The organism is Mesorhizobium sp. B2-4-1, assembly GCF_006442185.1.
Taxonomy (GTDB): domain Bacteria; phylum Pseudomonadota; class Alphaproteobacteria; order Rhizobiales; family Rhizobiaceae; genus Mesorhizobium.
Genome location: NZ_VFVN01000002.1, coordinates 698617 through 724795, shown reverse-complemented (window position 1 = coordinate 724795; position 26179 = coordinate 698617). Strand labels below are relative to the sequence as shown.

At 58.5% G+C, this 26179-nt stretch carries 24 protein-coding genes; 13 read left to right on the top strand and 11 right to left on the bottom strand.

Annotated elements, in window-relative coordinates:
- The first annotated feature begins 175 nt into the window (after positions 1-175).
- The 6 genes from FJ949_RS30980 (at position 176) to FJ949_RS08105 (ending at position 7413) form a co-directional block, all read left to right on the top strand.
- On the top strand, positions 176-1435 hold the full coding sequence (locus FJ949_RS30980) for a glycosyltransferase family 4 protein (protein WP_224646753.1): 1260 nt from the start codon (positions 176-178) through the stop codon (positions 1433-1435).
- Positions 1436-1464: 29 nt separating this feature from the next.
- Positions 1465-2619, top strand: a complete 1155-nt coding sequence (locus FJ949_RS08125) for a glycosyltransferase family 4 protein (protein ID WP_140494882.1) — start codon at positions 1465-1467, stop codon at positions 2617-2619.
- A gap of 353 nt (positions 2620-2972) precedes the next feature.
- A complete protein-coding gene (locus FJ949_RS08120) occupies positions 2973-3458 on the top strand; it encodes a hypothetical protein (RefSeq protein ID WP_140494880.1) in 486 nt (161 codons plus the stop codon).
- A 107-nt stretch (positions 3459-3565) separates the two neighbouring features.
- Positions 3566-4063, top strand: a complete 498-nt coding sequence (locus FJ949_RS08115; RefSeq protein ID WP_140494878.1) for a hypothetical protein — start codon at positions 3566-3568, stop codon at positions 4061-4063.
- 21 nt (positions 4064-4084) lie between these two features.
- Positions 4085-4987, top strand: coding sequence for a polysaccharide biosynthesis/export family protein (locus FJ949_RS08110; RefSeq protein ID WP_224646752.1), 903 nt, complete (start codon positions 4085-4087; stop codon positions 4985-4987).
- Positions 4988-5034: 47 nt separating this feature from the next.
- Entirely contained in the window at positions 5035-7413 is a 2379-nt protein-coding gene (locus FJ949_RS08105) for a polysaccharide biosynthesis tyrosine autokinase (protein WP_140494876.1), read from the top strand.
- On the opposite strand, the gene FJ949_RS30605 is transcribed toward FJ949_RS08105, so the two are convergent.
- Complete coding sequence (locus FJ949_RS30605; protein WP_224646749.1) at positions 7397-7672, bottom strand: hypothetical protein; 276 nt, start codon at positions 7670-7672, stop codon at positions 7397-7399. The genes FJ949_RS08105 and FJ949_RS30605 overlap by 17 nt on opposite strands.
- A gap of 54 nt (positions 7673-7726) precedes the next feature.
- Here FJ949_RS30605 and FJ949_RS08100 point away from each other — a divergent pair, with 54 nt between their 5' ends.
- The 6 genes from FJ949_RS08100 to rfbD are packed head-to-tail and all read left to right on the top strand — an operon-like array spanning position 7727 to position 13444.
- Positions 7727-8560, top strand: a complete 834-nt coding sequence (locus FJ949_RS08100) for a hypothetical protein (RefSeq protein WP_224646747.1) — start codon at positions 7727-7729, stop codon at positions 8558-8560.
- The gene (locus tag FJ949_RS08095) at positions 8557-10011 is read left to right on the top strand and encodes an O-antigen ligase family protein (protein ID WP_140494874.1); all 1455 of its coding nucleotides are present in this window, start codon (positions 8557-8559) and stop codon (positions 10009-10011) included. Before FJ949_RS08100 ends, FJ949_RS08095 begins: the two co-directional genes overlap by 4 nt.
- 19 nt (positions 10012-10030) lie before the next feature.
- Positions 10031-10912: a glucose-1-phosphate thymidylyltransferase RfbA gene (gene rfbA / locus FJ949_RS08090; protein WP_140494872.1), complete on the top strand. Its 882-nt coding sequence runs from the start codon at positions 10031-10033 to the stop codon at positions 10910-10912.
- Complete coding sequence (gene rfbC, locus FJ949_RS08085; RefSeq protein ID WP_140494870.1) at positions 10913-11467, top strand: dTDP-4-dehydrorhamnose 3,5-epimerase; 555 nt, start codon at positions 10913-10915, stop codon at positions 11465-11467.
- A 31-nt stretch (positions 11468-11498) separates the two neighbouring features.
- Positions 11499-12569: a dTDP-glucose 4,6-dehydratase gene (gene rfbB / locus FJ949_RS08080; RefSeq protein WP_140494868.1), complete on the top strand. Its 1071-nt coding sequence runs from the start codon at positions 11499-11501 to the stop codon at positions 12567-12569.
- Entirely contained in the window at positions 12566-13444 is an 879-nt protein-coding gene (rfbD, locus tag FJ949_RS08075; RefSeq protein ID WP_140494866.1) for a dTDP-4-dehydrorhamnose reductase, read from the top strand. The genes rfbB and rfbD overlap by 4 nt, the downstream gene beginning before the upstream one ends.
- 75 nt (positions 13445-13519) lie before the next feature.
- On the opposite strand, the gene FJ949_RS08070 is transcribed toward rfbD, so the two are convergent.
- The 10 genes from FJ949_RS08070 to FJ949_RS08025 all read right to left on the bottom strand — a co-directional run bounded on the left by FJ949_RS08070 (position 13520) and on the right by FJ949_RS08025 (position 23563).
- Positions 13520-14638: a glycosyltransferase gene (locus tag FJ949_RS08070; RefSeq protein WP_140494864.1), complete on the bottom strand. Its 1119-nt coding sequence runs from the start codon at positions 14636-14638 to the stop codon at positions 13520-13522.
- A gap of 60 nt (positions 14639-14698) precedes the next feature.
- The gene (locus FJ949_RS08065; protein WP_140494862.1) at positions 14699-15814 is read right to left on the bottom strand and encodes a glycosyltransferase family 1 protein; all 1116 of its coding nucleotides are present in this window, start codon (positions 15812-15814) and stop codon (positions 14699-14701) included.
- A 52-nt stretch (positions 15815-15866) separates the two neighbouring features.
- Complete coding sequence (locus FJ949_RS08060; protein WP_140494860.1) at positions 15867-16478, bottom strand: NeuD/PglB/VioB family sugar acetyltransferase; 612 nt, start codon at positions 16476-16478, stop codon at positions 15867-15869.
- Positions 16475-16855 carry a glycosyltransferase gene (locus FJ949_RS08055; protein WP_224646757.1) on the bottom strand — a complete coding sequence of 127 codons (381 nt, stop codon included), beginning with the start codon at positions 16853-16855 and terminating at the stop codon, positions 16475-16477. The genes FJ949_RS08060 and FJ949_RS08055 overlap by 4 nt, the downstream gene beginning before the upstream one ends.
- A gap of 36 nt (positions 16856-16891) precedes the next feature.
- The gene (locus FJ949_RS08050) at positions 16892-17644 is read right to left on the bottom strand and encodes an ABC transporter ATP-binding protein (protein ID WP_140494856.1); all 753 of its coding nucleotides are present in this window, start codon (positions 17642-17644) and stop codon (positions 16892-16894) included.
- Positions 17641-18423 (bottom strand): ABC transporter permease, encoded by a 783-nt coding sequence (locus tag FJ949_RS08045; RefSeq protein WP_181165147.1) that lies wholly within the window; start codon positions 18421-18423, stop codon positions 17641-17643. Before FJ949_RS08045 ends, FJ949_RS08050 begins: the two co-directional genes overlap by 4 nt.
- Before the next feature lie 22 nt (positions 18424-18445).
- Complete coding sequence (locus FJ949_RS08040) at positions 18446-19546, bottom strand: DegT/DnrJ/EryC1/StrS family aminotransferase (protein ID WP_140494854.1); 1101 nt, start codon at positions 19544-19546, stop codon at positions 18446-18448.
- Between the two features lie 2 nt (positions 19547-19548).
- A complete protein-coding gene (gene gmd / locus FJ949_RS08035) occupies positions 19549-20637 on the bottom strand; it encodes a GDP-mannose 4,6-dehydratase (RefSeq protein ID WP_140494852.1) in 1089 nt (362 codons plus the stop codon).
- An 80-nt stretch (positions 20638-20717) separates the two neighbouring features.
- Entirely contained in the window at positions 20718-22133 is a 1416-nt protein-coding gene (locus FJ949_RS08030) for a mannose-1-phosphate guanylyltransferase/mannose-6-phosphate isomerase (RefSeq protein WP_140494850.1), read from the bottom strand.
- Complete coding sequence (locus tag FJ949_RS08025) at positions 22130-23563, bottom strand: phosphomannomutase (RefSeq protein WP_140494848.1); 1434 nt, start codon at positions 23561-23563, stop codon at positions 22130-22132. Before FJ949_RS08025 ends, FJ949_RS08030 begins: the two co-directional genes overlap by 4 nt.
- A 584-nt stretch (positions 23564-24147) precedes the next feature.
- On the opposite strand from FJ949_RS08025, the gene FJ949_RS08020 reads away from it, so the two are divergent.
- The gene (locus FJ949_RS08020) at positions 24148-26088 is read left to right on the top strand and encodes a nucleoside-diphosphate sugar epimerase/dehydratase (RefSeq protein WP_140494846.1); all 1941 of its coding nucleotides are present in this window, start codon (positions 24148-24150) and stop codon (positions 26086-26088) included.
- Positions 26089-26179 lie beyond the last annotated feature (91 nt).

The following is a 26179-nucleotide window of genomic DNA, read 5'->3' as shown; positions in this document are numbered from 1 at the left end:
CGGCCTACGCCGAAGCTTCGCTGCTCTTTGCCATTCTGTTCGCTTCAGAATGCTTCGGCCTGGCTGGAATGCATCTCAATCCGTTGATCCAGGTCCTGGCCGGGACGAAGCCGCTTTTGAAAATCACGGCGCTGGCGATCGCCATCTATGTTCCGCTTTGCCTGGCTTTGTCCGGATGGATCGGAATTTCAGGCATCGCCTGGGCCGGCTTGCTGGTATCGGCGGCGGTTTATGCAGCGATGATGGTGGTTTCGCATCTATTGTTGAAAAAGCGGATCCGCCCGGCGGAAGATATCTGAAGGCTGATGTTTTGAGATACCTGTTTTGCCTGCCAAGATACCACACCAATGCGGCACCCTGGGTTCGCATTCTGACTTCGGCGGGGCACCATGTTGCGGTCGACGTAGTCGAAACGAGCGTCACCGAGAATCACGCTCTTGTTTCTCCCAACGTGATGGCTCCATCCGCGCTGTCCCGGATGATCATGCGTCGGCGCTCGAGCAACATTCCGAATTCGCCTTTTTCCTTTCCCGGCGTCTTTTCCTACTGGAAGCGTTTGCAGGCCGAAGACCCCGACGTGGTGATCATCCGCGGAGTGACGCGATGGTTTTGCAGGGTCGCGGCACTCTGTTCAATTCTGCAAGGGCGCAGGCTGGTCATCTACGACCAGGAGGACGCCAAGCCCAGCGCATGGAGTGGCACATGGGTTCGAAGAGCCGTCTTTCATGGCCTAGGCATCCCGCATTTCACCTCACGGCTTTCGCCAAATCTTGGCCCGGCCAAGCTCGGCGATGCCATGTCCCTGCCATTCGGGAGCCCTTTCGAGCCGGCCCGGACTGAAGGCCTGGAAAGCAGGCCATTGCAGTGGCCGCCTCGAATCCTGATGGTGGCAAAATACCGGGAGCGCAAGGGGCACAGTTTGCTTCTGAGGGCGTTGTCCGCGATTTCATCCATGCCCTTCTCCCTGACATTCTGCGGCGAGGAGGCAACGAACGCCGACACGGCTTTCTGTCAGGCCTTGCGGCGCGAGGCTCAGGCGCTTGGCGTGGCCGACCGGCTTCGGTTTCAGAACAACATTGCCCACGACGACATGATCTCGGTCTTTTCCGGTCATGATCTCTTGATACTGCCATCGCGGGCTGAACCCGCGGCGGTGTCTCCCATCGAGGCGGCCTGGGCGGGATGTGCCGTGCTGATGTCGCGAGACAGCGGCACGAGGTACTACATGCCCGAGGGGGCCGCTTTCGATTTCAACCCCGACGATCCGCAAGACATCGCACGCGCGGTCGCGAGGCTGGTCGCTCGGCCACAGGATCTGGGGCCTGCAAGGGACGCCTGCTTCGCCCGCATCTCATCGCTCGCCAGTGACGACGAGATCTTGCGGCTGTTCGAGACCTTTGGGCCGGGCAGGGCACGACTGCATACAAGACGGTGAGCGAAACGGCATTGGGGGAGGCGGGGACGATGCTTGGGATCGGAAGAAAGATAATCATCTCCATCAACACGTCCTGGAATGTCGTCAATTTCCGCAAAGGCCTCATCGAGGCGCTGCAAGGGCGGGGCTATGAAGTGGTGGTTGCGGCGCCCAGGGACGAGTATTCGCGCCTGATCCCGCCGATGGGCTGCCGGTATGTCGAAATCGAGATGGATAATTCCGGCACCTCGCCGTTTCGCGACATGGTGCTTCTGTGGCGCTACTGGCGCCTGCTGCGCCGCGAGAGGCCGCTGGCGTTTGTCGGCTTCACCATCAAGCCCAACGTGTTCGGATCGCTGGCGGCAAACCTCAATGGCATCCCGGTCATAAACAATGTTTCAGGGCTAGGCACGGTTTTCGTCCGTGGCGGCCTTCTCCAGAAAATTGCCAAGGTCCTGTACCGGCTGGCGCTGGCCCGTTCGAAAATAGTCTTCTTTCAGAATGACGACGACAGGATGCTGTTCGTCAGCGAGCGCCTAGTCCGCAAGGAACTGACCGCGCTGCTGCCGGGCTCCGGGGTCGACCTTATTCGCTTCTCTCCGGCGCCCCGCCAAAGCCAATCGTCCGGCGCGATCGTCTTTCTGCTGGTGGCCAGGCTTCTCTGGGACAAGGGCGTGGGCGAGTTCGTCGAGGCAGCTCGTCAGATGCGCCGCAACATGCCCGGCGCGCGCTTCCAGCTTCTTGGATTCCTCGATGTCGAGAACCGCACAGCGGTCAGCCGTGCGCAGGTCGAGCGATGGGCAGGCGAAGGCCTGGTCGAGTATCTCGGAACCACCGACGACGTCCGTCCCTTCCTGGACGCGGCCGATTGCGTCGTCTTGCCCTCCTACAGGGAAGGAACGCCGCGCTCGCTGCTGGAAGCAGCCGCGATGGGCAAGCCGCTGATCGCGTCAGATGTGCCCGGCTGCAGGGAGGTGGTGGACCACGGCGTCAACGGCCTGCTGTGCAAGGTGAAAGACGCAGGCGACCTGGCAAGCAAGATGCTCGAATTCGCAACGATGGACGCCGCATCCAGGAACAGGATGGGCATGGAGAGCCGAAGCAAAGTGGAGCGGCAGTTTTCGGAACGGATCGTCGTAGAGTGCTACATGACGCAGATAGGGAAGCTCAATGCCTCGCCAGGCGATGAACCGGCCGGCGTGTAGTTGAACGCGGTTGAAGTTCGAGCCGAGGAGATCAGGCATTCAAGCAGGCGCTAAGCTTGTCTTGCTGCATTGCAGATCGGGACTCGGCTTTCGAGGGGGCTCGGCCTTGATCAAGTTGGGCTCGGTGTAATCAGGATGAAAAGGGAACCGTAATTTCTCTTTGGAGGGCCAGACATCCATCGCCGACAGCTCGGGATTATTTATACGTAATTGCTAAAATGGCGCGTTGTTCAGGTCAAACTTCTCCGCATCGTGCGACACGGGTTGGAATTGTGGCAAAAAAATGTTAGGCGCTGATGTCACCACCTTTTGATCTGGCATATCCGGGATGATTTGAAGGAAAGGCGAAACGGATGAATGTCATCATTAGAACCGCAGTGAGCGCGTTGGTTGCCGCGAGCGGTTTCACTTCGGTTTCATCTTTCGCCCAGGACGTATCCTGCAGCTGCGCTGCCGCCTATCGCGGCCCGGCGAGTGCGATTGGATCCATTCGTTCCGCCGATGGCGACGTGATGGTCTCGCAGTCGGTCGGCTATGGTCCTGCAAAGGCGGGGAGCACTCTCGGCCTTGGCAGTCGGGTGGTAGTCGGTACCAAGGGTTCGGCATCCGTACTTGTTGGCGGCTGCAACATGAATGTACCGGCGAATTCCAGTCTGGATGTTTCACGCGTGGGCGGCAACATCTGTCTGAAACTCGTGGGTTCAGAACGGACGGCGGCCATCCAGCCGTCCGGTGGCACAAGTGGGTTTGGCCTGCCCGAAGGGATTTTCGCCGGTGCGCTTGTCACCAGCGGTGTGTTGGCGGCGACGCAGGATGACGACAAAGCGGTCAGTCGCTGAGGGGCGGACCACCGTGAGTGCTGGTGAGTTCTTTGAGTGTTGTTGATCGAAGGGGTGCGTAAGCGATCCGTTCCGGGGGCGGGTCGTTGGTTCGAAGGGGGGTAGAAATGACCGGGCGTCATCGGGTTGGGGTTGTCTTCGCTTTTATCACGCTCGCCGGGGGAGGTGCCTGGTTTACAGCGTCCGATGCTGTTGCCCAGTCGGCACAGACATGTTCGTGCCTGGCCGCTGCGCCCGTGTCTGGCATTGTCGGCCAGTTCACCCAAGTCCGGGGTGATGTGCAGATGTCGCAGGCCGGCGGTTACGCCGGGGTGGGCGCGGGAGCGCCGATTTATCCAGGCGCGCGCATCATGACCGGGCCGCAAGCATCGGCTTCTTTGGCCATCGGCGCCAATTGCGCGCTTGATGTTCCGGCCAACGCGACCGTCAGCATCAATCCGGTGCAAGGCGGTATGTGCGTCTCGCTTGATGCGCAGGAAGCTGCTACCGGACCTGCCAATTCCGGACCTGGCATTTTGCCGGTGCTGTTGGGCGCCGGCGCGGTTGGTGGCGGCGCCGCACTGGCTATTGGACTACAGGATGACGACGACGCAGTCAGCCGCTAGGCAAGGTCTGGTCTCGCCGGTTTGCGCAAGCTCGGGCGCGATAGTGCAGAACCAGTTGCTCACGCCATCGGAAAAACGAGCGAAGAAGCCGGGAGCCAGCTGTGCGGGCCATTTCGATGGGCCGCCCAAGCTGTTCAAAAGTGGGGCTCTGTGATGGGCATTCTCGATCTCGGGGGAAGTGGCGTGGAGATGCCGGCATTGCTTGTACTGCTCGCCCTCTCTGCTTGCGCGAGCAGTTCATCATCGTCCACGAGCTCTGTCGATGCGCTGCAGCCGACATCGTCCTCAACGGCGCTTGCCGGGGGCGGCGCGCTACAGATGGTGAAGGATCTGCCGGCACCGCAGAATACACAAAACGGCAGCGAGCAGCCGCTGTCTGCCAACGATGTACTCGAAGTCAGCGTATTCCAGGTCGACAACCTGAACAGGACGGTTCAGGTGGACGCCGGCGGCCAGATTTCCCTTCCGCTTATCGGGACGATGACAGCGGCCGGCAAGACGGTCCGCCAGCTCGAAAAGGATATCGAGACAGCCTATGGCGCAAAATATCTGCAATCGCCGGATGTGACGATTTTCGTCAAGGAATCGATAGGCCAGCGCATCACGGTCGACGGTGAGGTCAACAGGGCCGGCATCTATCCGGTGTCCAGCAGCGCCTCCTTGCTGGATGCGATCGCCCTTGCCGGAGGCTTCAACGCCATCGGCGATGCCGGCAAGGTCTTCGTCTACCGCAATGTCGGTCAAAACAAGCTGGTCGCAAACTACAATGTCGAGGAAATCCGCGCCGGCAAGAATCGCAACCCGCGCATCTATGGCGGCGACGTGGTCGTGGTTTTCGCTTCGAAGTCGAAAATCGCAATGAACAATTTGAAGGATGCCCTGGGCCTCGCGTCGAGCGCGGCCCGAATTGCGGTCATTCCGTAAGGGAGGCCTGGCCGGCCAGGGTACGGATAACCAGGATCACCTCGCGCATGCTCGATCGCAACAGGCAGCCCCAAATCGCCGGTCCTCGACATGGCCAGGCTTTGTCCGCGGACCTCTATTATGACGGGGCGCAGAATTATAGTCCTTACGGTCGAGACTATGCCGCTCACGACGAGAGATTCAATCCGCTCAAGCTGCTTTTCTATGTCGTGCAATATCGCTGGCTGATTGTCATGATGGCGGTGGCTGGCCTAGTTGCCGGTATCATAGTGACAATGATGCAGACGCCGAAATATCAGGCAACGACACAGCTGGAAGTCCTGGTCCCTTCGGCAAAGGTTTTTCAGGACATCGAAGTGGTTTCCGAAAACAGCGACTTACGCGCGTTTCTGACCGCTCGCGAGAAACTGAAGAGCCGTGCGCTGGCCCAGCGCGTCGTGTTTCAGTTGGGGCTCTCCGAAAAACCGGATTTCCTATTCCCAACCCCGAGCTTCTCGCTCAGCAACATCCTCTACCGTGCATTCGGAATTTCCAAATCGCCTTCGATCCAGGAAAAGACCCCCGAAGAGCGAGAGGCAATGGCGATCAAGCGCGTTCTGAAGGATCTGACGGTCAACCTTGTGACCAACACCAGCTTGCTGTCGATCACCTTCATCGACCAGAAGCCCAGATACGCAAGCGACGTCGCCAACCAGGTCGCGCAGAGTTTTATCGATCAACGTCTCGACCAGACCAGCGAGACGTCCGATCTGGCGAGACAGTTCATCCAGGAACAGGTCCTGCAGGTCAAGCAGAAGCTGCAGAAGTCCGAGGAGGAGCTTGTCACCTATGCGAAGGATGCCGGCATCACCGTCACCGGCGACGACAAATCGCTGATCGGATCGAACATCGAGGCGCTGAACACAGCGCTCGCTACCGCTATCCAGGATCGTCTTGATGCCGGTCGCGTCGTGGACCAGATAGACAAGGGGCGAGGCTCCAGCCTGTCGCCGGTTCTGGAGAGTGATGGCTTACAAAAACTCAGCGAAAAACTCGCGGACCTCAAGAGCCAATATCAGCAGAAACTGAGCATTCTGAAGCCTGGCTTTCCGGAGATGCAGCAACTCCAGTCGCAGATCAAGGAGCTGACGCGGCTCTATAACAACGGCGTCCTGGCGATAACCGATTCGCTGCGCCTGAAGTACCAGGAAGCGCAGAACAAGGAAGCCGACCTCAAATCCAAGCTCGCCGAGATGGAAAAGCAGCAGGTTGTCTTCAATGACAAGAATATAAAATACACCATCCTCAAGCGCGAGGTCGATTCCAACCGGTCGCAATATGATAGCCTCATCACCAAGCTGAATGAAGTAGGCGTCAGCTCCGAGCTCAAGACGCAAAGCGCAGCCATCGTCGATTTCGCGACCCTGCCCGTAAGTCCCTATTCTCCGCGCCTGATCATCAATCTGGCGATCGCGCTAGCGCTGTTCATGGCTCTCACTGCATCGATCATCTACATCATCGAGTTGCTGAACAACACCTTCACCAACCCCGAGCAGGTCGAAAGGGAGCTGGGGCTGGCCATGCTCGGTATCCTGCCGCTCGTCGATGACCGCGAACTGACGGCCAGCATCGCCGACCAGAAGTCCGGGCTATCGGAAGCTTATCGTTCGCTGCGAACGTCGCTGCAATTCTCCGGCGCGGAGGGCGCGCCGCGTTCGCTGCTGGTGACCAGCTCCGAGCCTTCCGAAGGCAAGTCGACGACCTCGTTCAAGCTCGGCCAGGATTTCGCCGCCCTCGGTGCGAAGGTCTTGCTTATCGACGGCGATCTGCGCAAACCGAATCTTCATCGGCTGTTCGGTCTCGACAACACGATCGGGTTGAGCAATCTCCTGACGAATACCGTGCGCAAGGAAGATGTGGCGGGCATATTCAGGACGACCAAATATCCCAACGTGACCGTGCTGACGTCCGGAACGATCCCGCCCAACCCTGCGGATCTGCTTTCATCGCCGAAGATGGCGCTGATCGTCACCAATCTTGGCAAGCGTTTCGATCTCGTCATCATCGACGCTCCGCCGATCGTCGGCCTGTCCGATGCGCCCATTCTCAGCCGGCTTGCCGAGGGCACACTGGTGGTCATTTCCACCAACCAGGTGACGCGCAAGGCGGCCAAGACGGCGCTGAAACGCCTGCGCGCAGCCGGAGCGAACGTGATCGGGGCGGCAATGTCGAAATTCGCGGTGAACAAGTTCGACTACAACTACGCCTATAAATACATGAACTACCAATATTACGAACATGGCGCGGGCACGCCGAAGATTGAGGGCAAAGTCGATGACGGAGCAGGCCAGCCCTCTCATGCAAAATCTCCTGCGTTCAAGCGTTTGGTTCGTCGCCTCCGTTCTGGTGTTGATGGCTTCGTCGATCGGGCTAAGTCGGCTCCTTGAGGAGGGAACGCCGAGCGTGTCTCTGGCACTGGACCCGCTGAACGCAGATGCCTTGATAGACGAAATTGCCGGCGAGCTGAACGAAACGAGCGTCGATCTCGGCGCCTTGGCCGCCAAGGCCAAGAATGCGCTTCGCTTCAATGTCGCGGACGCCCGTCTCTACAGCCTGATCGGTGAGATCAGATATCGGCAAGGCGAACAGGCCCAGGCTTTCGAACTTTTCGACCAGGCGCGAAAACTGTCCAAGACTGAAATCCATGCGCTGCAGAGGTCCATCGATCGCTCGATCGCGGCAGGCGATCTGGCGAGGGCCGTGGGCGAGATCGACACCTTGCTGCGCCGGTGGCCAGACCAGTTTTCGGCCATCGCCCCAGGCTGGCCTGCCATCCTTTCCAATTCCGACGGCTATCAGGCCGTGCTGGCAGCCCTGGAGGCAGAGGCGCCGTGGCGTGGTAAGCTTTTTCTCGCCCTTGGCCAGAACCCGCAAAGCCTGGGACCTGCAAACCAGCTGCTGCTCGATCTCGGACGCACGGGTGCGCCGCCGACATCCAGCGAATTGTCCGCCGTTATCACCGGTTACATCAAGCAGAAGGACTATGGCCCGGCCTATCGGCTGTTTCTTTTCAGCCTGTCCGATCGGGAGCGGAAGCTGGGCGGCTATATCTTCAATGGCGGCTTCGAGCCGCTCTTCAGCGGCAAGCCGTTCGACTGGGTGATACACGACCGATCTGGGCTGGAGATCACCTTTGCCGGATCGCAGGGCGCGGGTGAAAGTGAAAGCGACAGCGGGGCGACGGTTCGATTTCTAAACACGCCGGTCAAGAACGCTGCGCTTCAGCAATATGTCGAATTGCCCCCCGGTTCTTACCGGATCTCCATGACCGTGTCCGCGACAAATCTCAAACTGCCAAAGCAGCTGTTCTGGTCCGTCAGATGCGCGGACCCGTCAAGCGAGATAGCGCGCTTCAACATACCGGAAGGCACATTCAACCGGCGAAGCCTGAGCCTGGATTTCACCGTCGGACCGGCTGCGTGTCCGATACAGTTGCTGAGGCTGGAAACAGCCGCAATTGCCGAGAGCTGGCGGTTTCGATACGTCGGCACGCTGGTCATGCACAGATTGAGCATCGAGAGGGTGTCGTCGTGAGAGCACGGTCACGGCAGCCCGGGCAGTGGGACAAATACCTGCTTGGGTCGGTTCTTTTCCTGTCCCTGCTGATTGGCGGCGGCACCGCGAGCGGCCTCTACACCGAAACGCTGATCGAGATCGCGGCGATTCTCTCGGCCGCGGCCATCCTGTCGCGGCCCAGCGGACAAACAATTCCCCGGGCGATCTTGTGGCTGATTGCTCTCGGCCTAGCCGTGTTCTGCTTCCAGATCGTTCCGCTGCCCGGGGCCTTGCTGGACGGGTTGCGGCCCGAGGTGCTGCTTGTCAGACCCTGGCTGGATGGTGAAACGCAATCGCGCTTCGTCAGCGTCGGCGTCGGGCGCACGATCGAGTGCATGTTGTATTTCGCCGCCGCCGCGGCATTTTTCCTCGGCGTCACCCGCCTGCGCACCGAGGAGGTCTACGGCCTTGTTCCCTTCTTTTTCATGGGCGTCATCTGCAATGGCCTGGCCGCGGCGATCCAGTATTCGCTCTCCGATAACGTCGCCATAGAAGGATTGCTGCCGTTTACGATCAATGCGGGCCTGTTTGCCAATCAAAATCACTTTTCGGCCTTGCTCTTCGTCTCCATCCCATTCGTGGTCTATTACGGCTTGTTCCGTGGACATTTTCTGTCCGGATCGCTTGGGCTGACGATGCTCTTGCTGCTTCTTCTGGCAGCCGGCTCGCGCGCCGGCATTCTGATCGGACTGGTGATCACCGCGATATCAGTTGTCTTCCTGTCCGCTCGCTCAAGGGCGGGCGGATATGGCACTCTTGCGGTTTTCATCGGGCTTTCCGTCTACACGATCGGCGCATGGGCGAAGATCGATGCGAAAGTGGTCGATCCGGCTTTCGGCAGGGCAGAGTTTGTTCGCACCACGATCGAAGGAATGAAAGAGAACTGGGTGACTGGCGTTGGTTTCGGCAGCTTTCCGAAGGTCTATCAGATATACGAAAAAGCCGGAATGATTTTCAGAGCTTATGTAAATCATGCCCACAATGACTACCTCGAATTGGCACTTGAGGGCGGCATACCGGTCGTTTTGTTAATGATTGTGTATGCCATATTGCTTTTCGCCTCGTCGGTCCGGATTCGCCGGGAGCCGTTACAGAAGGCTGCATTTCTGTCGGTGTCGTTTTTGCTCGTTCACTCTCTTGTCGACTATCCCCTGCGAACCGCAGCACTCGCGATGACGTTTGCCTATTTGAATGCGATCGTCTTTCACAAGGGTTTTGCCGAGCGGCTGAACCAAAGGCGCGAGATGGGCGAGATAGGCCATCACGATGAAGACAATCTGCTTGTCCCGGCCAGGACCTCGGGCCCGGCAAGGCAAGGGCGGTTGGCAGGGGCCGGTGACACTCGCTCGGCCCCTTCGTCGGGCACCAGATTGACAAGCCACGGCATGAAACCTAAGCACGGGCGGCTTGTGTCAGGGGAGGGGACTTAGGCATGTCAAGGAGAGTTTCTTGAAAGGAATTATCCTTGCTGGAGGCAGTGGAACGCGCCTTTATCCGCTAACGTTGGCGGTCTCCAAGCAAATCCTCCCGGTATACGACAAACCGATGATCTATTACCCGCTGAGCGTTTTGATGCTTGCGGGGATTCGAGAGATTCTGGTCATATCCACGCCGCGGGACCTGCCGGTTTTCCGCGAGCTGTTGGGCGATGGATCGGAATTCGGGCTTGAGTTGTCCTACGCCGAGCAGCCGCAGCCCAACGGGCTTGCGGAAGCGTTCATTATCGGCCGCGATTTCATCGGCGCGGACAGCGTTTCGATGATACTGGGCGACAACATCTATTTTGGCGACGGATTGTCCAAGCTTTGCCGCACCGCGGCATCGCGCGAAAGCGGCGCTTCGGTGTTCGCCTACCATGTCGAGGATCCGGAGCGCTATGGCGTGGTGTCCTTCGACAAGACCACTGGAACCGCGCTCACGATTGAGGAAAAACCGCAGAAGCCGAAATCCAACTGGGCCGTCACCGGCCTTTATTTCTACGACAACGAGGTTGTCGACATCGCCTCAAGGATTCGGCCCTCGGCTCGAGGCGAGCTCGAAATCACGGCGGTCAACAATGCCTATCTCGAGCGTGGCCAGTTGCAGGTGCATCGGTTGGGGCGCGGTTATGCCTGGCTCGATACCGGCACTCACGATAGCCTGGACGATGCTTCTTCGTTCGTGCGTACAATCGAACGTCGCCAGGGCATCAAGGTCGCCTGTCCGGAGGAAATCGCCTTCGAACAGGGCTGGCTGAGGGCCGATGAAGTGTTGCAGCGCGCAACCCGCTTGGGAAAAAATGAATATGCCGCCTATCTGCGCCGCCGGGTGGTCGAGTTGTCGGAGGACTAGATGCTGGAGGTGAGACCCCTTGGCATCGAAGGTCTGCTCGAAATCATTCCGAAGCGGCATGGCGATGCCCGTGGCCACTTCACCGAAACCTGGAACGCCGCACGCTTCGCCGCGGCCGGCCTCGAACTCGCCTTCGTCCAGGACAATCACTCCTATTCCGCCGCGGCCGGCGTCGTCAGGGGACTGCACTATCAGTTGCCGCCACGTGCCCAGGACAAGCTGCTGCGCGTTGTCAGAGGCAGCGTCCTTGATGTCGCGGTCGATATCCGCCACTCCTCGCCGACATTCGGAAAATGGGTTGCCCTCGAGGTCTCCGCCGAGAAGGGCAACCAGATCCTGGTGCCCAAGGGCTTCGCCCACGGCTTCATGACGCTCGTGCCCGATACCGAGGTGCTGTACAAGGTGACCGACACCTATTCGCCCGAACACGACCGCTCGATCCGTTTCGACGATCCGGCCATCGGCATCGAATGGCCGCCGCCGGCTGGCGGCTTCCAGCTTTCTGACAAGGACCTCAAGGCGCCGCTGCTCGCCGCCGCCGAGGTGTTTGCCTGATGAACATTGCCAGATGCACGGGAATAGCGGCATGAATTTTCTGGTGACGGGTGGGGCCGGCTTCATCGGTTCGGCGGTGTGCCGGCATCTATGCGCCAATCCGGCCTACCGGGTGACCAATCTCGACAAGCTGACCTATGCCGGCAACCTGGCCTCGCTGCGGCCGATCGAGAATGCACGAAATTACAGCTTCGCCCATGCCGACATCTGCGACGAGCGGGAGGTGCTCGACATATTGCGCCGCGACGATATCGACATCGTCATGAACCTCGCCGCCGAGAGCCATGTCGACCGCTCGATCGATGGGCCGGGCGCCTTCATCGAGACCAACATCGTCGGCACCTACCGGATCCTCAATGCAGCGCTGGAATACTGGCGCGGCCTTTCCGACGACAGGAAGGGCCGTTTCCGCTTCCATCACGTCTCGACCGACGAGGTGTTCGGTGACCTGCCCTTCGATGGCGGCATGTTCGTGGAAGAGACGCCTTACGCGCCGTCCTCGCCCTATTCCGCCTCCAAGGCGGCCTCCGACCATCTGGTGCGCGCCTGGCACGAGACCTATGGCCTGCCGGTGGTGCTGTCCAATTGTTCGAACAATTACGGGCCCTACCATTTTCCCGAAAAGCTGATCCCGCTGGTCATCCTCAACGCGCTCGACGAGAAGCCGCTGCCGGTCTACGGCGCCGGCGCCAATGTGCGTGACTGGCTGTTCGTCGAGGACCATGCGCGCGCGCTGGAACTGATCGCCACCAAGGGGCAGCCGGGCGAGAGCTACAATGTCGGCGGCAATTCGGAACGCACCAATCTGGGTGTCGTCGAGACGATCTGCGATCTGCTCGACGCCAGGCGCCCCCGGGCCGCCGGCAAAAGCTATCGCGACCTGATCTCTTTCGTCACCGACCGTCCCGGCCATGATCGCCGCTACGCCATCGACGCGTCCAAGATCGGCCGCGAGCTCGGCTGGACGCCGAGGGAGAATTTCGACAGCGGCCTGGCAAGGACGGTCGACTGGTACCTGGACAACAAATGGTGGTGGGGACCGATCCGCGAACAGCGCTATGCCGGCGAAAGACTGGGCGAAGCGCGCAAGGAGGCGGTGTGAGGCTCGTTGTCACCGGACGCGAGGGCCAGGTTGCGGCAAGCCTTCTGGAGGCTGGGCGCGATGACGTCAAGGTCATCGCCATCGGCCGGCCGCAACTCGACCTCGCGCGGCGCGGGACTGTGATCGAGGCCATCACCGCCGCTAAGCCCGATATCGTCGTGTCGGCCGCCGCCTACACGGCGGTGGACCAGGCCGAGGACGAACCCGAGCTCGCCTTTGCGGTGAACGCCGCCGGCGCCGGCGAGGTGGCGCAGGCGGCGGCTCGGCTCGGCGTGCCCGTCATCCATCTGTCGACCGACTATGTCTTCGACGGCACCAAGGACGGTCCCTATCTGGAAACCGACGCGACCGCGCCGATTGGCGTCTACGGCGCCTCCAAGCTTGCCGGCGAACAGGCGGTGGCATCAGCCAATTCGCGCCACCTGATCTTGCGCACGGCGTGGGTCTACAGCCCGTTCGGCAAGAATTTCGCCAAAACCATGCTGAGGCTGGCCAGCGACCGCGACGAGATACCGGTTGTGGCCGACCAATGGGGAAATCCCACTTCCGCGCTTGATATCGCTGACGCGATCCTGCATGCGGCAGCACGGCTGCACCGCAACGAGGATTTCGCCGCGTGGGGCATCTATCATCTGGCCGGCACGGGCGAGACCAACTGGAGCGGCTTCGCCCGCCATATCCTGGACATAAGCGGTGGGCTCGGTGGCCCCTCCGCGCGGGTGCGCGATATTGCTGCGACGGACTATCCGACCAAGGCGCGCCGCCCCGTCAATTCCCGGCTGTCGAGCGCGAAGGTTGCCTCCGTGTTTGGATGGAGTGCGCCGGTACTGCAGAAATCGGCGCGAGAGGTGGTCCGTCGTCTCCTGAGCAGGTGACCTGACGGGGATTTGACTGCATCAACAACCAACAAATCGCGGGGATTCACCGGCTGCCACAGTGCGAAACCGTATTCAGCGTCGGCGGTTATCGAGTTGGTGATAGAGATCGGCGTATGTTTTTCCCATCCTGTCAGCTGTAAAGAGGCGAACGTAGCGATCGCGAGCAGCTCGCCCCCAGTTCGCTGCCTCGACCGGCGAATCGACGACCTGGTTGATGGCTTCGGCAAGGCGTGCTGGATCGGAAGGCGGTACGACCAACCCGGTCTCGCCGGCTTTGTTCACATAACTTGTTCCCGTTCCGATCTCGCAGGAGATCATCGGTTTACCGCACATCGCAGCCTCGACGAGAGAAAGCCCGTAGGCTTCCGACCTCTGGTTTGACGGAAAAACGAACCCCAGGCAGTTGTGGAGGAGCGCCATCTTGTGCCGCTCGGCCACCTCGCCGAGGAATATCACATTGTTGCGACGCAACGTCTTGGCCTGAAGCTTCAGGCGCTCTTCGATAGGCCCTGATCCGGCAATAACGATCTTGCACCTGACTTTGTCGGCCGCCTGAATCAGCACGTCCAGCCCCTTGTAGTAGCGCAAGACGCCGACGAAGAGCACGAAAGGCTCCGTCACCGCCGCTTGGCACCATCTGTTGTCGGCTTCGGTCGGCGTGGGATAATCGGTTTCATTGATGCCGATTGGGATGATCGCCGATTTGCCCTCCAAGGCTCTGAGAACGGGGCTCGATTTCAAATAGTCCGGAGATGTCGCGACGATAGCGTCCACATCCCTGAGGAAGCGCAGCATCAGCGGCCGATAAAGAGGCAGCAAAAGCCGCTGTTTGACGATGTCGGAATGGTAGGTGACGACGGTCGGTTTGCCATGACGGGATTGAAAATGCACCATGTCCATGAATGGCCATGGGAAATGGTAGTGTATGAGGTCGGCTTTCCCGGCGAGCGCCCCGAACTTCCGAAAGACCTCGAGCGAAAACCCGGTCGACGCCAGTTCGAAATCCAGCCTGGCTTTTCGGGCCATGTGCCCGTCGAGATGCTGCGTGTTCTCGTTCGGAGCACGGCTCAACGAGAGCACTTCGGTTTCAATGCCGCGGCTGGCGGTGCTTTGAGCGATGGCATGTATCGTCCGCTCCACCCCGCCAAAGGTATCGGGCCAGTACGTCTTGAAGAAATGCAGCACTTTCAAATGTTGGTCTTCCGTCTTCGCTCGATGGCCAGTTCAAAAATCTGAAGCATACCTTCCACGTCAGCGCCTTCTTGCGATTATGGCCAATTCGAACACTGCGACCAGGTCCAAGGCGCTTTTTCTCCAGTCGAACCGGAGCGCGTTCAGGGGCGCTTTCTCAGCCAGCCGCGAGCGCAACGCATTGTCGAGTGCCAACCGGCCCATCGCGGCGGAGATATCCTGGACGTTGGTCGGGTCAACAAGAATGGCAGCTTCGCCAGCCACCTCGGGCATGGAAGACATATTTGAAGTTACAACAGGCACCCCAACCCCATTTGCTTCGATAATTGGAAATCCAAAGCCTTCGTATAGCGACGGCATGACAAGAAACTTCGCTCGGCGATAGAGGACAGCGAGATCGCTGTCCGTGACATAACCCGTAAGTCGCACGTCCGATTCGATTTCGAGGCGCACCATGCGCTCGCGCAGGTCGCCGAGACGCCACCCCTGACCCCCCGCTATGACGAGCAGCAGATTTTTCCTGACAGGCTCCGGAAGCAGCGCATATGCTTCCAGGAGATTTGGCAAGTTCTTGCGGGGTTCAAGTGTGCCGACAAAAAGGGCGTAATCGCGGTCGATGCCTTTGTCCGCAAGCACGCTGTTGGTCCCGCCATCCTCCAGGCGCGTCACTCCAGGGTACACCACGTGCAGTTTCTTGGAGACCTGTGGATACAGCATTCGAATGGCATCGGCCGTAGCGCGCGAGACTGCGACGATCTTATCCGATGAAAATACTGCAGGTCGCATGAGGAAGCGATCGCCGAGCCAGCCCTGCAAACGCATTGTCGATGCCGCATGGTGCCATACGAGATCGTGAATGGTCACAACGCGGGGAATATCCGGATCCAAGCTAAAGGGCAATCTGTGGGCAGGGCCCCAAAAGATGTCGATTTTGTCGCGGGCTGCCTGTTTGGGTAAGATGGTTTGACCCCAAACCATGCGCCTGAAATTGCCTGCATGACCAGATATCCGAAACGTTCCGCCCGATAGACGAGAAATATCCGAGACCGGTCGCTCCGGGAGATACAGAAAGATTTCGTGACCGGCTTCCGCCAACCCACGGCACATCTCCAGCACATAGCGGCCGATGCCTGTGAGATTGTGGACAAGGTTGCGGGCATCAATGCCGATTTTCATGAATCGGACCGTTTTTTCTGTTCGAGCCTGAAAGGAAAGCGGCTGGCGCTGTCTAGCCGTGGGCTCGACGGGCCGGCGTGCCTGTATACACGCCGGGCACTTCAATGTCTCGGACGACCGTTGCGCCAGCGCCGATGATGACATTGTCGCATATGCTGAGCCGATCAATCACGGTCGCACCTGCGCCAACCAGAACCTGTGTGCCTATTCGGCAACGGCCTGCAACGGTCGCATTGACGGATATATGAGAAAAATCACCGATCACGCATTCGTGGTCAACGACTGCGCCGCTATTGATGATGACGCCCCGGCCAACCTTTGTAAGCGGTCCTATATGGGCCTGATGAGCGACCAGTGAGCCTTGCCCGATCTCACATTGCCTCCCGACAGAGGCAGTCGGTGCGACGAGCATCGCAAGAGGAACAAGCGCGCTCCCGCATTGCGCGCGTCGCCGCGCATTGTCACCCGAGCCCGGAAACATGAACCAACCGGCGCCGGAGGCATTGCTGGGAAGAACAGCGACAGCAGGAAAGCCCGCAAATTCCTCACCGGCCTTTGCCTGGTCATCGATGAAAATCAAATCATCGAACCCTGACGACAGCGCTATATCCCCTACGCTACGCGCATGGCCGCCAAAGCCAAGAATGAAAAGACCTTTGCTCATAGTGACGGCGTCATGCCTTTCTGCTCGGCTATGACATCAAGGATGCGGATATGTTCCTTAACAACATCCTTCCACGTACGTTTCGCGAGAACATCAAAAAATTGGCGCTGCTGAGCGTAGAGGGCATCCCGGTTTTGAAGTGCCCATTCGATCTTGTCGGCCATTGCCTTCCAATCATATGGGTCGAACAAGGTGGATTCTCGCAGCGCCGGATCGACAACAATCTCCCTGGTCACCTCAATGTCGCCCATGACAACGGTAGTTCCTACGGACAACGCCTCTGTAATCGTGAATGGCATTCCACCTTCGGAAAGCGATGGATTTACCGCAAGGTCAGCGCACTTGTAGAGGCGGCAAGCTCTACCGGACCCCGGGATGAACGCCGACCAAGACAGATTGGGTGGGCATCGACATCACTGCGCCAATCCATTCACTTTTTTGTATGCCTTGATCGCGGGCCCTATTGCGCCGTCAAACGCAACCGCTCCATGATGAAAAACAACACCTCGCTCACAAATGGAACTCAGCGTGCCAAAGTCGTGTGAAGCGAGCAGCAGAATCTCCGCCTGCTCGACAAGATCCAGGATGCGTTTGCGCGCTTTTCCCATAAAATTCGCATCACCGGCACCGATCACCTCGTCGAGGAGGAGAATGTCACCGCCGACCGCTGTCGAAATCGCGAAGGCGAGGCGCACCTGCATGCCAGCGGAATAGGTTTTGATCGGATAGTCGATAAACTCCCCGATATCGGCAAAGGCGACAACCTCGTCCTCTATCGAGCGCATGAATTTGGGCGAGAGACCAAGGAGAAGTCCGCGGTACAGGATGTTCTCCCGGCCGGTGGCATCAGGCTCGAAACCCAAACTCAGGTCAAACAAAGACCGGACGGTCCCCTCGACCACGCGCTTCCCGGAAGATGTCGGGTATAATCCTGCCACCATCTTGAGGAACGTGCTCTTGCCGGCCCCATTGTGTCCTAAAAGGCCAACGCGTTCGCCGGGACCAATGTCCAGACTAACATCCTTCAATGCGTGGATGTCGACGATCTTCTTGCCTCCTCCGTTCAACGTCGCCAGCGACGCCAGCATGGATTTCAACGACCGCTCGCTGAAGCCGACGGATGCATAATGGAGGTTTACCGACTCGAGGTGAATCCGGTTTGTCATAGGTAGAAGATCACCCTCTTTTCGGCGGACCTGCCCACGAGTGCTGCGATCAGCATGAGCACTGCGATAGTCCCGAAGCACCACAGGTAATTGGCAGCGACGGGCCATTCACCATGCAGGAGTGGAGCGCGTACGATCTGGAGGAGGTGATAAAGCGGATTGTAGTCCAGAAGGACATGCAGATTGCCTTTGCGGAACACCGAAGTCTCGAAATAGATTGGTGAGACAAACCATAGGGCTTGCAATATCAGGCCAAGCGCATGCGGCAGATCGCGAAAACGGGCAGAAAAATATGCCATTATCGTCGCCCACGGCCAGACAATCAGACCGATGATCGGGAATATCGTGAGGGCGGCAAGCCAAGACCAGCCGAAATTCTGCGGCATAACGACAAGCACCCAACCGATGAGGCTGATGCTGGCCAGGGCAAGCACCATAAGCCCGGAAATAACGTTTCGAAGCGTATATATCGCTAACGGGTGACGTGTCTGCTTGATGTACGCGTCGGCTTGGACGAAAGCCAATGCGCCTCCACTTACATTGAAGACGATGTACTCCCAGATGATGACCCCGGAGAGAATGTAGGGCGCATATTCCGAGATCGCGGCGTCGAAGATGCGACTGAATACGATGGAGATAAGGATCGTTAGGCCCAGAGGCTGGATAATCGACCACAGGACACCGAAGAAGGACCTTCTCCAGCGACCGCGCAGATCGGACATCGCGAGATGCATCCAAAAATATCGCGCGGCCCAAATGCCCCTAAGATACTCGTTCACAGGCCATTTCCTTAACGCAAAGTCACCGCGGTCGATCCTCGAAATAACCGATGATCGAAGAACATATGCGGTTCAACTGTTCCTCGGTCAGTCCGGGGTAGCTCGGCAGATTGATGCCACGCTTGCTTACGCTATCGCCATTCGGAAAGGCCCGGTCAGAATAACAGTGCGGCATGTGGCTGGCTAAGGGGAAAAACGGGCGTGTCTCGATTTCGTCGTCGGCAAGATGCGCACGCAACCGATCTCGATCCTCAACGTGGTCAACGACAATCGAACACATCCAGTGCGAATGATTAACGTCGCCCACGGGATCATGGGTCCTCAAGGGAAGCCCGGACAGTCGGGTCCGGTATATCTCTGCGATCTGCTGCTTGCGGTGGATGATCTCTTCAGCCATCTCGATCTGGGCAAGCCCGATCGCCGCCTGGATATTGGTCATCCGATAATTGTAGGCGAGCATGTCGTGCCAGTATTCGCGGGTCGGCGAGACACCTTGGCTTTTCAGGCGCCGACACTTGTCCATCACCTCAGCCGATCGCGCCAGAACCATTCCGCCTTCGCCAGTTGTGATTGTCTTGTTCCCGAAGAAACTGAAGGTGGCAACATCACCAAACGTGCCGACATGCCGGCCTTTCCACCGGGTCCCGAAGCCTTCCGCGCAGTCCTCGATGAGCAAAAGATCGTGATCGCGGCAAAGGCTCGAGATCGCATCCATATCACAAGGATGGCCATACAAATGCACCGCCATGACCGCGCGGGTTCTCGGGGTTATAGCGTCACGTATTGCCTGCGGATCCACCTGCAGCGTGTCTTCCAACGAGTCGACATAGATCGGCGTCGCGCCGGTCTGCAAAATGGTGTTGACCGACGCTATGTAGGTGAAGCTTGGAACGATGACCTCGTCGCCGGCACCGATGCCCAATGCATCCAGCACAAGGTGGATGGCTACGGTGCCGTTTGCCACGCTTGTCGCCTCTTTCGCGCCTACATACTCCGCAAAAGCTTTTTCAAATCGGGATATGAAGGCTCCACGCGAGGAAATCCAACCCGTAGTCAAGCACTCGTTGACATACGCCGATACGTTTCCGCTGAGGTATGGCTCATATACTGGAATTCGTGCCATGGTTATTCTGCGCGAGTGAAGCGTTGATAGCCATGCGTTGTAAGCAGCTTTTCCTGCTCGGCACCCTTAAAGTCCTCGCGAATCATTTCTTGGACCAGCTCGGTGAATTTAATTCTAGGTTCCCAGCCAAGGTTCTTTCGAGCTTTACTGGCGTCGCCAAGAAGCGTTTCGACTTCTGTCGGCCGAAAGTAAGCCGCATCGACAGCCACTATACATTGACCGCTTTTGTTATCGTACCCTTTCTCGTCGACGCCTTTTCCCTCCCATCTTACGTCAATATCCAGTTCCGCAGCCGCCAGGGTCACAAATTCGCGCACGGAATGCTGCTCGCCAGTTGCGATAACGTAATCCTCAGGCGCCTCCTGTTGCAACATAAGCCATTGCATCTCAACATAGTCTTTGGCATGCCCCCAGTCGCGCAGTGAATCTAGATTACCCAGGTAAAGCTTCTCTTGCATGCCTAGCTTGATCCGTGCCAGCGCTCGCGTAATCTTACGCGTCACAAACGTCTCACCTCGCATTGGGGACTCGTGATTGAACAGAATGCCGTTACACGCATAGATGCCGTATGCTTCGCGATAATTGATCGTAATCCAGTATGCATACAATTTGGCCACGGCATAAGGAGACCGTGGGTAGAATGGCGTGGTTTCCTTTTGCGGCGTCTCTTGCACGAGCCCGTACAGCTCAGACGTAGACGCCTGATAGAAACGGACCTTCTTCTCCAAGCCGAGAATTCGGATGGCTTCCAAAATTCTCAACGCCCCTAGAGCGTCGGAGTTGGCGGTGTATTCAGGTTCCTCAAATGAAACGGCTACGTGACTCTGTGCCGCCAGATTGTAAATCTCATCCGGCTGAACGAGCTGAATGATCCGCATCAGACTTGATGAGTCAGTCAGATCGCCATGATGCAACGTCAGATCTACACCCTTTTCATGCGGATCATGATACAAATGATCGATGCGATCAGTATTAAAAAGGGATGTGCGGCGCCTTACGCCGTGAACGGAATAACCCTTTTCCAGCAGGAATGCCGCCAGATAGGCGCCGTCCTGCCCGGTGATGCCGGTTATCAGTGCTTTTTTTTTCATCAATGTTCTCGATGTATCCGATTTGTGTCCGCCCAGCCCCTAAGGCTTTGCCCGCCCAAGCACCGTGAGCCAATGGATTGTCAGGCGCGGCCGTATACGTCGTCAAAACGCACGATATCGTCCTCGCCGAGATAATCGCCGCTTTGCACTTCAATGATCACCAGGTCAATCCGGCCCGGGTTTTCCAGCCTGTGTTTATGACCGCAGGGGATGTAGGTTGACTCGTTGGTCGCCAGGAACAGCTCCTGGTCGCCATTGACTATTTTCGCGGAGCCGCTGACCACGACCCAGTGCTCGGAGCGATGGTAGTGCATCTGCAAACTCAAACGTCTGCCGGGTTTCACCTCGATGCGTTTGATTTTGAAGCGCTCGCCTTCCTCCAGAACCGTATAGGTGCCCCACGGCCTATGTACGGTGCTGTGGACCAAATGCGCCTCATGCCCGGAAGCCTTGAGGCCCTCGAACAACTTCTTGACGTCTTGAACGCGATCGCGGGAGGCGACAAGCAATGCGTCGGGAGAATCGACGATCACCAGATCGCTGACCCCGACCGTGCCGATGACGCGCTTGTCGGAACTTATATAGCTGCCGGTGGTGTCGACCATGTGAACATCGCCGCGTAGCCTGTTGCCGCTTTCGTCAGGAGCGATCAAATCGGCCATCGCGTTCCAAGATCCGATGTCGTTCCAATCCATGTCGCAAGGAACCACGGCAAGATTGTTTGCCTTCTCCATAACCGCATGATCGAGAGAGATACGCGGAGCGGAGCCAAAATGCTCGGGCGCGAGTTCGATTTTGGCAAAGCCTTCGCCTTGACTGAATCGGCCGTTCTCATAACTGTCGGAAACCGCCTGGATCACTTCGGGGCAATGCAAAGCCATCTCGTCGAGCATGCGTTGCGCGCTGAAGCAGAATATCCCCGCGTTCCAGAAGAAGCGTTTGGATTCGACATAGGCTTTGGCTGTGTCGAGATCCGGTTTTTCAACGAAACGGACGACTTTCTCACCATCGGCTTCGATATAGCCGAACGCCGTGTCCGGCCTGGTTGGGCTGATGCCCAGTGTGGCAATCCGCCCCAGTTTTGCATATTCGATGGCGCGGCCCATAACGTCTAGAAATGCGGGCAGGTTGCCAATCATGTGATCGGCCGGGAAGACGCATAGAATCGCATCAGGGCCCTGCGTTGCCTTGGCATGGACAGTGGCTGCCGCCACGGCAGCGGCCGTATCCCGGCCTTCCGGCTCGAGCAGAAACGTACGTGGCAACACAACCGAATCCAGTTCGTCGAAGTCGTCCTTCGTGAGGAAAAGGTGGTCCCCGGACGTTACAGCCACGAGTTCCACCACTCCCTCAATCGACGCGGCGCGCAGCACTGTGTGCTGAATAAGCGAATGCCCGTCCGCCACTTTAAGAAAAGGCTTGGGGTGCGATTGCCTTGAGGCAGGCCATAGTCGCGATCCGGCTCCACCGCTGATGATGACGGGAACCACTTTCATGAAATGACCTCTGCTTCGTTTGTGGATGCGATCGCCAGCGCCCTGTCGAGCGTCAGCGCCACAATCGCTCTCGCTCTGCCTGGGTCTGCTGCCTCCGAATAACAGCGAAGTTCAGGCGCGTTGCCGGACGGCCGCAGATGGATGATCTCGCCAGTCAGCATTTGTGTCCTTAGGCCGTCGGTCTCGTCAACTTCAGCAACAGTCCCGAACGGGGCCAGAAACCGCTGCAGTGCAGGCCGATCCGCGAGCCGACGCATCAAGCTGCGCGAACTCTCCACTGGAAAATTCTCAAGGCGTTCGCTTGCACAGGCCGGAAGATTCCACAACGCGCGCAGACCTGACAGCGATTTTCTTGTCGATGCGACCATCCCGAGGACAGCCAGGATGGGGAGCAGTGAATCCCGTGTCGGCAATGCCGTCAATGTCTTGCCGTGTAGCGAACAGTCCGACCCCAAGAGAACGCCACCATTGGCTTCAAAGCCCACAACGATTTTCCCGGGGCGGTGTGAGGCTTCCATGGCTTCGACAACAAAGGGAGATCCGACCTTCGTTCTCAGAACCGTAAAACCGAAGGCTTTCGAAATACCTGAATTCGAAGTCACGGGCGTCACCACGATGTCAGCCCGCAGGAACAGAGCCGTGGCGAGGCCGATCAGGTCGCCGCGAAACAGGTCACCATTCTCGTCGGCAATCAGTGGCCGATCAGCATCGGCATCGGTCGACACGATGGCGTCGAGGTGGAATTCCCGCGCCCAACCCTTGAACTTTGCAATTGTGGTTTCGTCAACGGCTTCGGTATCGACGGGTACGAAGGTCTCCGATTTCCCGACAGGTGTCACATCTGCGCCAAAGGATCGGAGAACCTCCACCAGAAGATCCGCCGCGACCGAACTGTGCTGATAGACGCCGAGCCTCAGGCCCGAAAGGGACCCTGGCTCCAAGATGTCATCAGCGCGCGCGCGATAGGCGGCGATCGCATTGTCGTGATGCCCCGGCAAAGCCGTACCTATTGGCGGCGGGGGGCAATAGGCGTCTAGCCGTTCGGCAGCATAGTGTGCCATAGCGGCTTCATCGGCCTTGGTGATCTCGCCCCGCGGGCTATAGAACTTGATGCCATTGCGGTCCGCAGGGATGTGCGAACCCGTAACCATGAGCGCCGCTGCGTCATGCTGCCCGGCATACAACGCCAAGGCTGGCGTTGGAATGGCACCGCAATCGATCGGTTGAAACCCACTTGCCGCCAAGGCAGCCATGCAGTTGGCGGCGATCGTCGGACTGCTATCGCGCAAGTCGCGACCAACGAACACCTTGGCCTTCGATCGGACCCCATCGGCAACGAGACGACAAGCGAAAGCCTCCGTATAAAGGCCGCTGGGTTTCCCGACTAATTCTGAAGCCAACCCTCGCAGGCCACTTGATCCAAACTTCATCACTTCGCTTTGGCTGGTAAAGGGAAGACCGTCATATTGCAGCAGACTTGGCTGTCAACCGCAAAATCGCTTCGGGCGGTTCACCTTTCCTTCCAGCTATCCACACTGCATTCCCAGCCGCGTCGACAGGGTGAGAGCCGCCTGGCGTCAAGGACCGAGCGATGGCCTCACGATCGCGCTGCCGGCATTCTCGAACCGCTTGATATCTGCGGAACCATAGGCCATAGGTCGAGAGCAGACCGCACCAGGGCAAAGAGTAGTCAAGGATTGATCTCTCCGGCCGACCCCTCTCTCTATCCTGAGTTGCTGTCGGACTCTAGGGCTCTTTGCAGTTGATGTGCAAGATCTTGATCAAACGGACTTTCTCTTCACCCGCCAACCTATGAAAAAATCTCTGGCGATGATTTCAAGTCCACGCTATGCGATACACGCGGCGGGGGCCGAAGATTTGGTACTAAAAAGAAGCCGCCGGTGACGGATGGTATTCGCTCTAGAGCCACTTTAGTATTGAAGTCTTCGCGCCTGGAGTTCAGTACCGTCCGATGAAATCCTATGTAGAAGCTGTACCCGGACTCCGGCCCACAATGCGTCGCGCCATCATCATGATTCAAGACATCGCCATGGTTTTGGTGGCGGTGGCGCTTAGCCTGACTTTATCGCAGTCGAGGCTGTCGTTCGAAGCGTTCTCTCCAGCGGGTTTCGCTTGCTGGGCGAGCATCATTATTCTTAGTCATCTGTTATTCAGATATTGCGGCCTCTACAATACTGTGTGGCGCTTCGCCTCGACGCCGGATTTCTTCAATATCCTGAAGGGCTGCGCAATACTGACCATCGTCCTTTACTGTGTTTCGCTTTTTGTTCGTTCCTTTCAGCCGGTGGCGGGCCTCAATGAGCGCCAGTTCATCGTCTTCTTCCTGGTTTCTTTCACGATCATCTCGGCGCCCCGGATTTTCTACCGGTTCTTTCGCGACGGCGCGAGCTGGCGCATTCTGAGTCGCGGCAAAGCTTCGACCAAGAGAGCGGTGTTTGTCGGCAAGCTGAGCGAGGCCGACGTAATCATCCGTTTCACGCGCACGACGCAGCCTGTAGAGTATTCAATTGCAGGGATTATGGCGATTGAACACGGTGTTCCGCAGGGCACTCGGATCCAGGGCGTTCCCGTCGTGGCCACCCGCCCCCGCCTGATCGAGGTGCTGGAAGAATACGCCAAGGGTACGACAAGCCTGGACCTGCTGATTTTCGGCAGCGGCGCCGAACATGAGATCGAGGAGTATTCGGAGCTCGTCCGTGTTGCCCGGCAAGGCGACATAGCGGTGGTGCAGTTCTCGGGGCTTTCGCAGCTTGGCCAGGAAGGAAAGCTCGTTCTCGACGAGGTCGAGATGGAAACGATCCTGCGCCGCCCCACGGTTCCGTCCGACATCGAACGGATCGGGGCCTTCGTCGGCGGCAAGCGCGTCCTGGTCACCGGCGGCGCCGGTTCCATCGGCCGCACCCTGGTCAAGAGGTCACTGGAACTGGGCGCGGAGGCGGTGCTGGTTGCCGATAATTCCGAGTTCGGCATTTTCCAGTTGAGCCAATATGTCGAAGAGAAGGACCACGACCGCCTCAAGGTCCGCATTGTCGATGTCGCCGACCGGCGCCAGATGACGCGTGTCGTCACCGAGTTCAAGCCGGACATCGTTTTCCACGCCGCGGCACTGAAGCATGTGCCTTTGCTCGAGGAAAACTGGGATTCGGCCATCCAGACCAATGTCTTCGGAACGCTTGTCTGTGCCGAGGTTGCCGCCAAATGCGGCGTCAAGCAATTCGTGCTTGTTTCGAGCGACAAGGCCGTGGACCCGACATCCGTGCTGGGCCTGACGAAGCGGGCGGCCGAACAGATCGTCAGCGCCTTGCATGAAACGCCCGCCGGCGAGCCCGGCGCGCGGCGCCCCGCCACCAAGTTCATAGCCGTTCGGTTCGGCAATGTCTTTGGCAGCAATGGCTCGGTCGCAACCATATTCCAGGCGCAGATCGAGGCCGGAGGTCCGGTCACCATAACCGACCGGCGCATGACGCGCTATTTCATGACCGTGGCCGAAGCCGTCGACCTCGTCATCATGTCGGCTGCCGATGCCGCCTCGCGGAAAGCCGGCGACGACTACGCCGTCTACATGCTCGACATGGGCAAACCGGTGCCGATCCTCGAAGTTGCCGAGACGATGATCCGCATGTCCGGAAAAAGCCCATACACGGACATCCCCATTCGCTTCACCGGAATCCGGCCCGGTGAAAAACTCCATGAAACGTTGCATGGTGAGGATGAGGAGCTGGTCGAACTCGGCATTTCCAAGATTTTTGGCCTGAGCACCGATGTCGCGGAATGGTCCGATGTCCAGGCGGCGCTTGCGGCCCTGCAGCAATCCGTGAAGAGCCAGGACAAGGCATCCTCGCTCGCGGTGCTTGCGGGTCTTGACCATACCAAGAAGGTAAGAGGGGACGTGCCTGAGGCCGTGATCCCGAAAGCGGCCGGGCAGGCGAACTGATGCTTCAAAAGACCCTGGCCTTCTTCGGCGCTTGAGCAGTCTGCGCAAGAGCGGCATTTATCGGCGGACCTTCGGGACCCTGGGGCGCTGG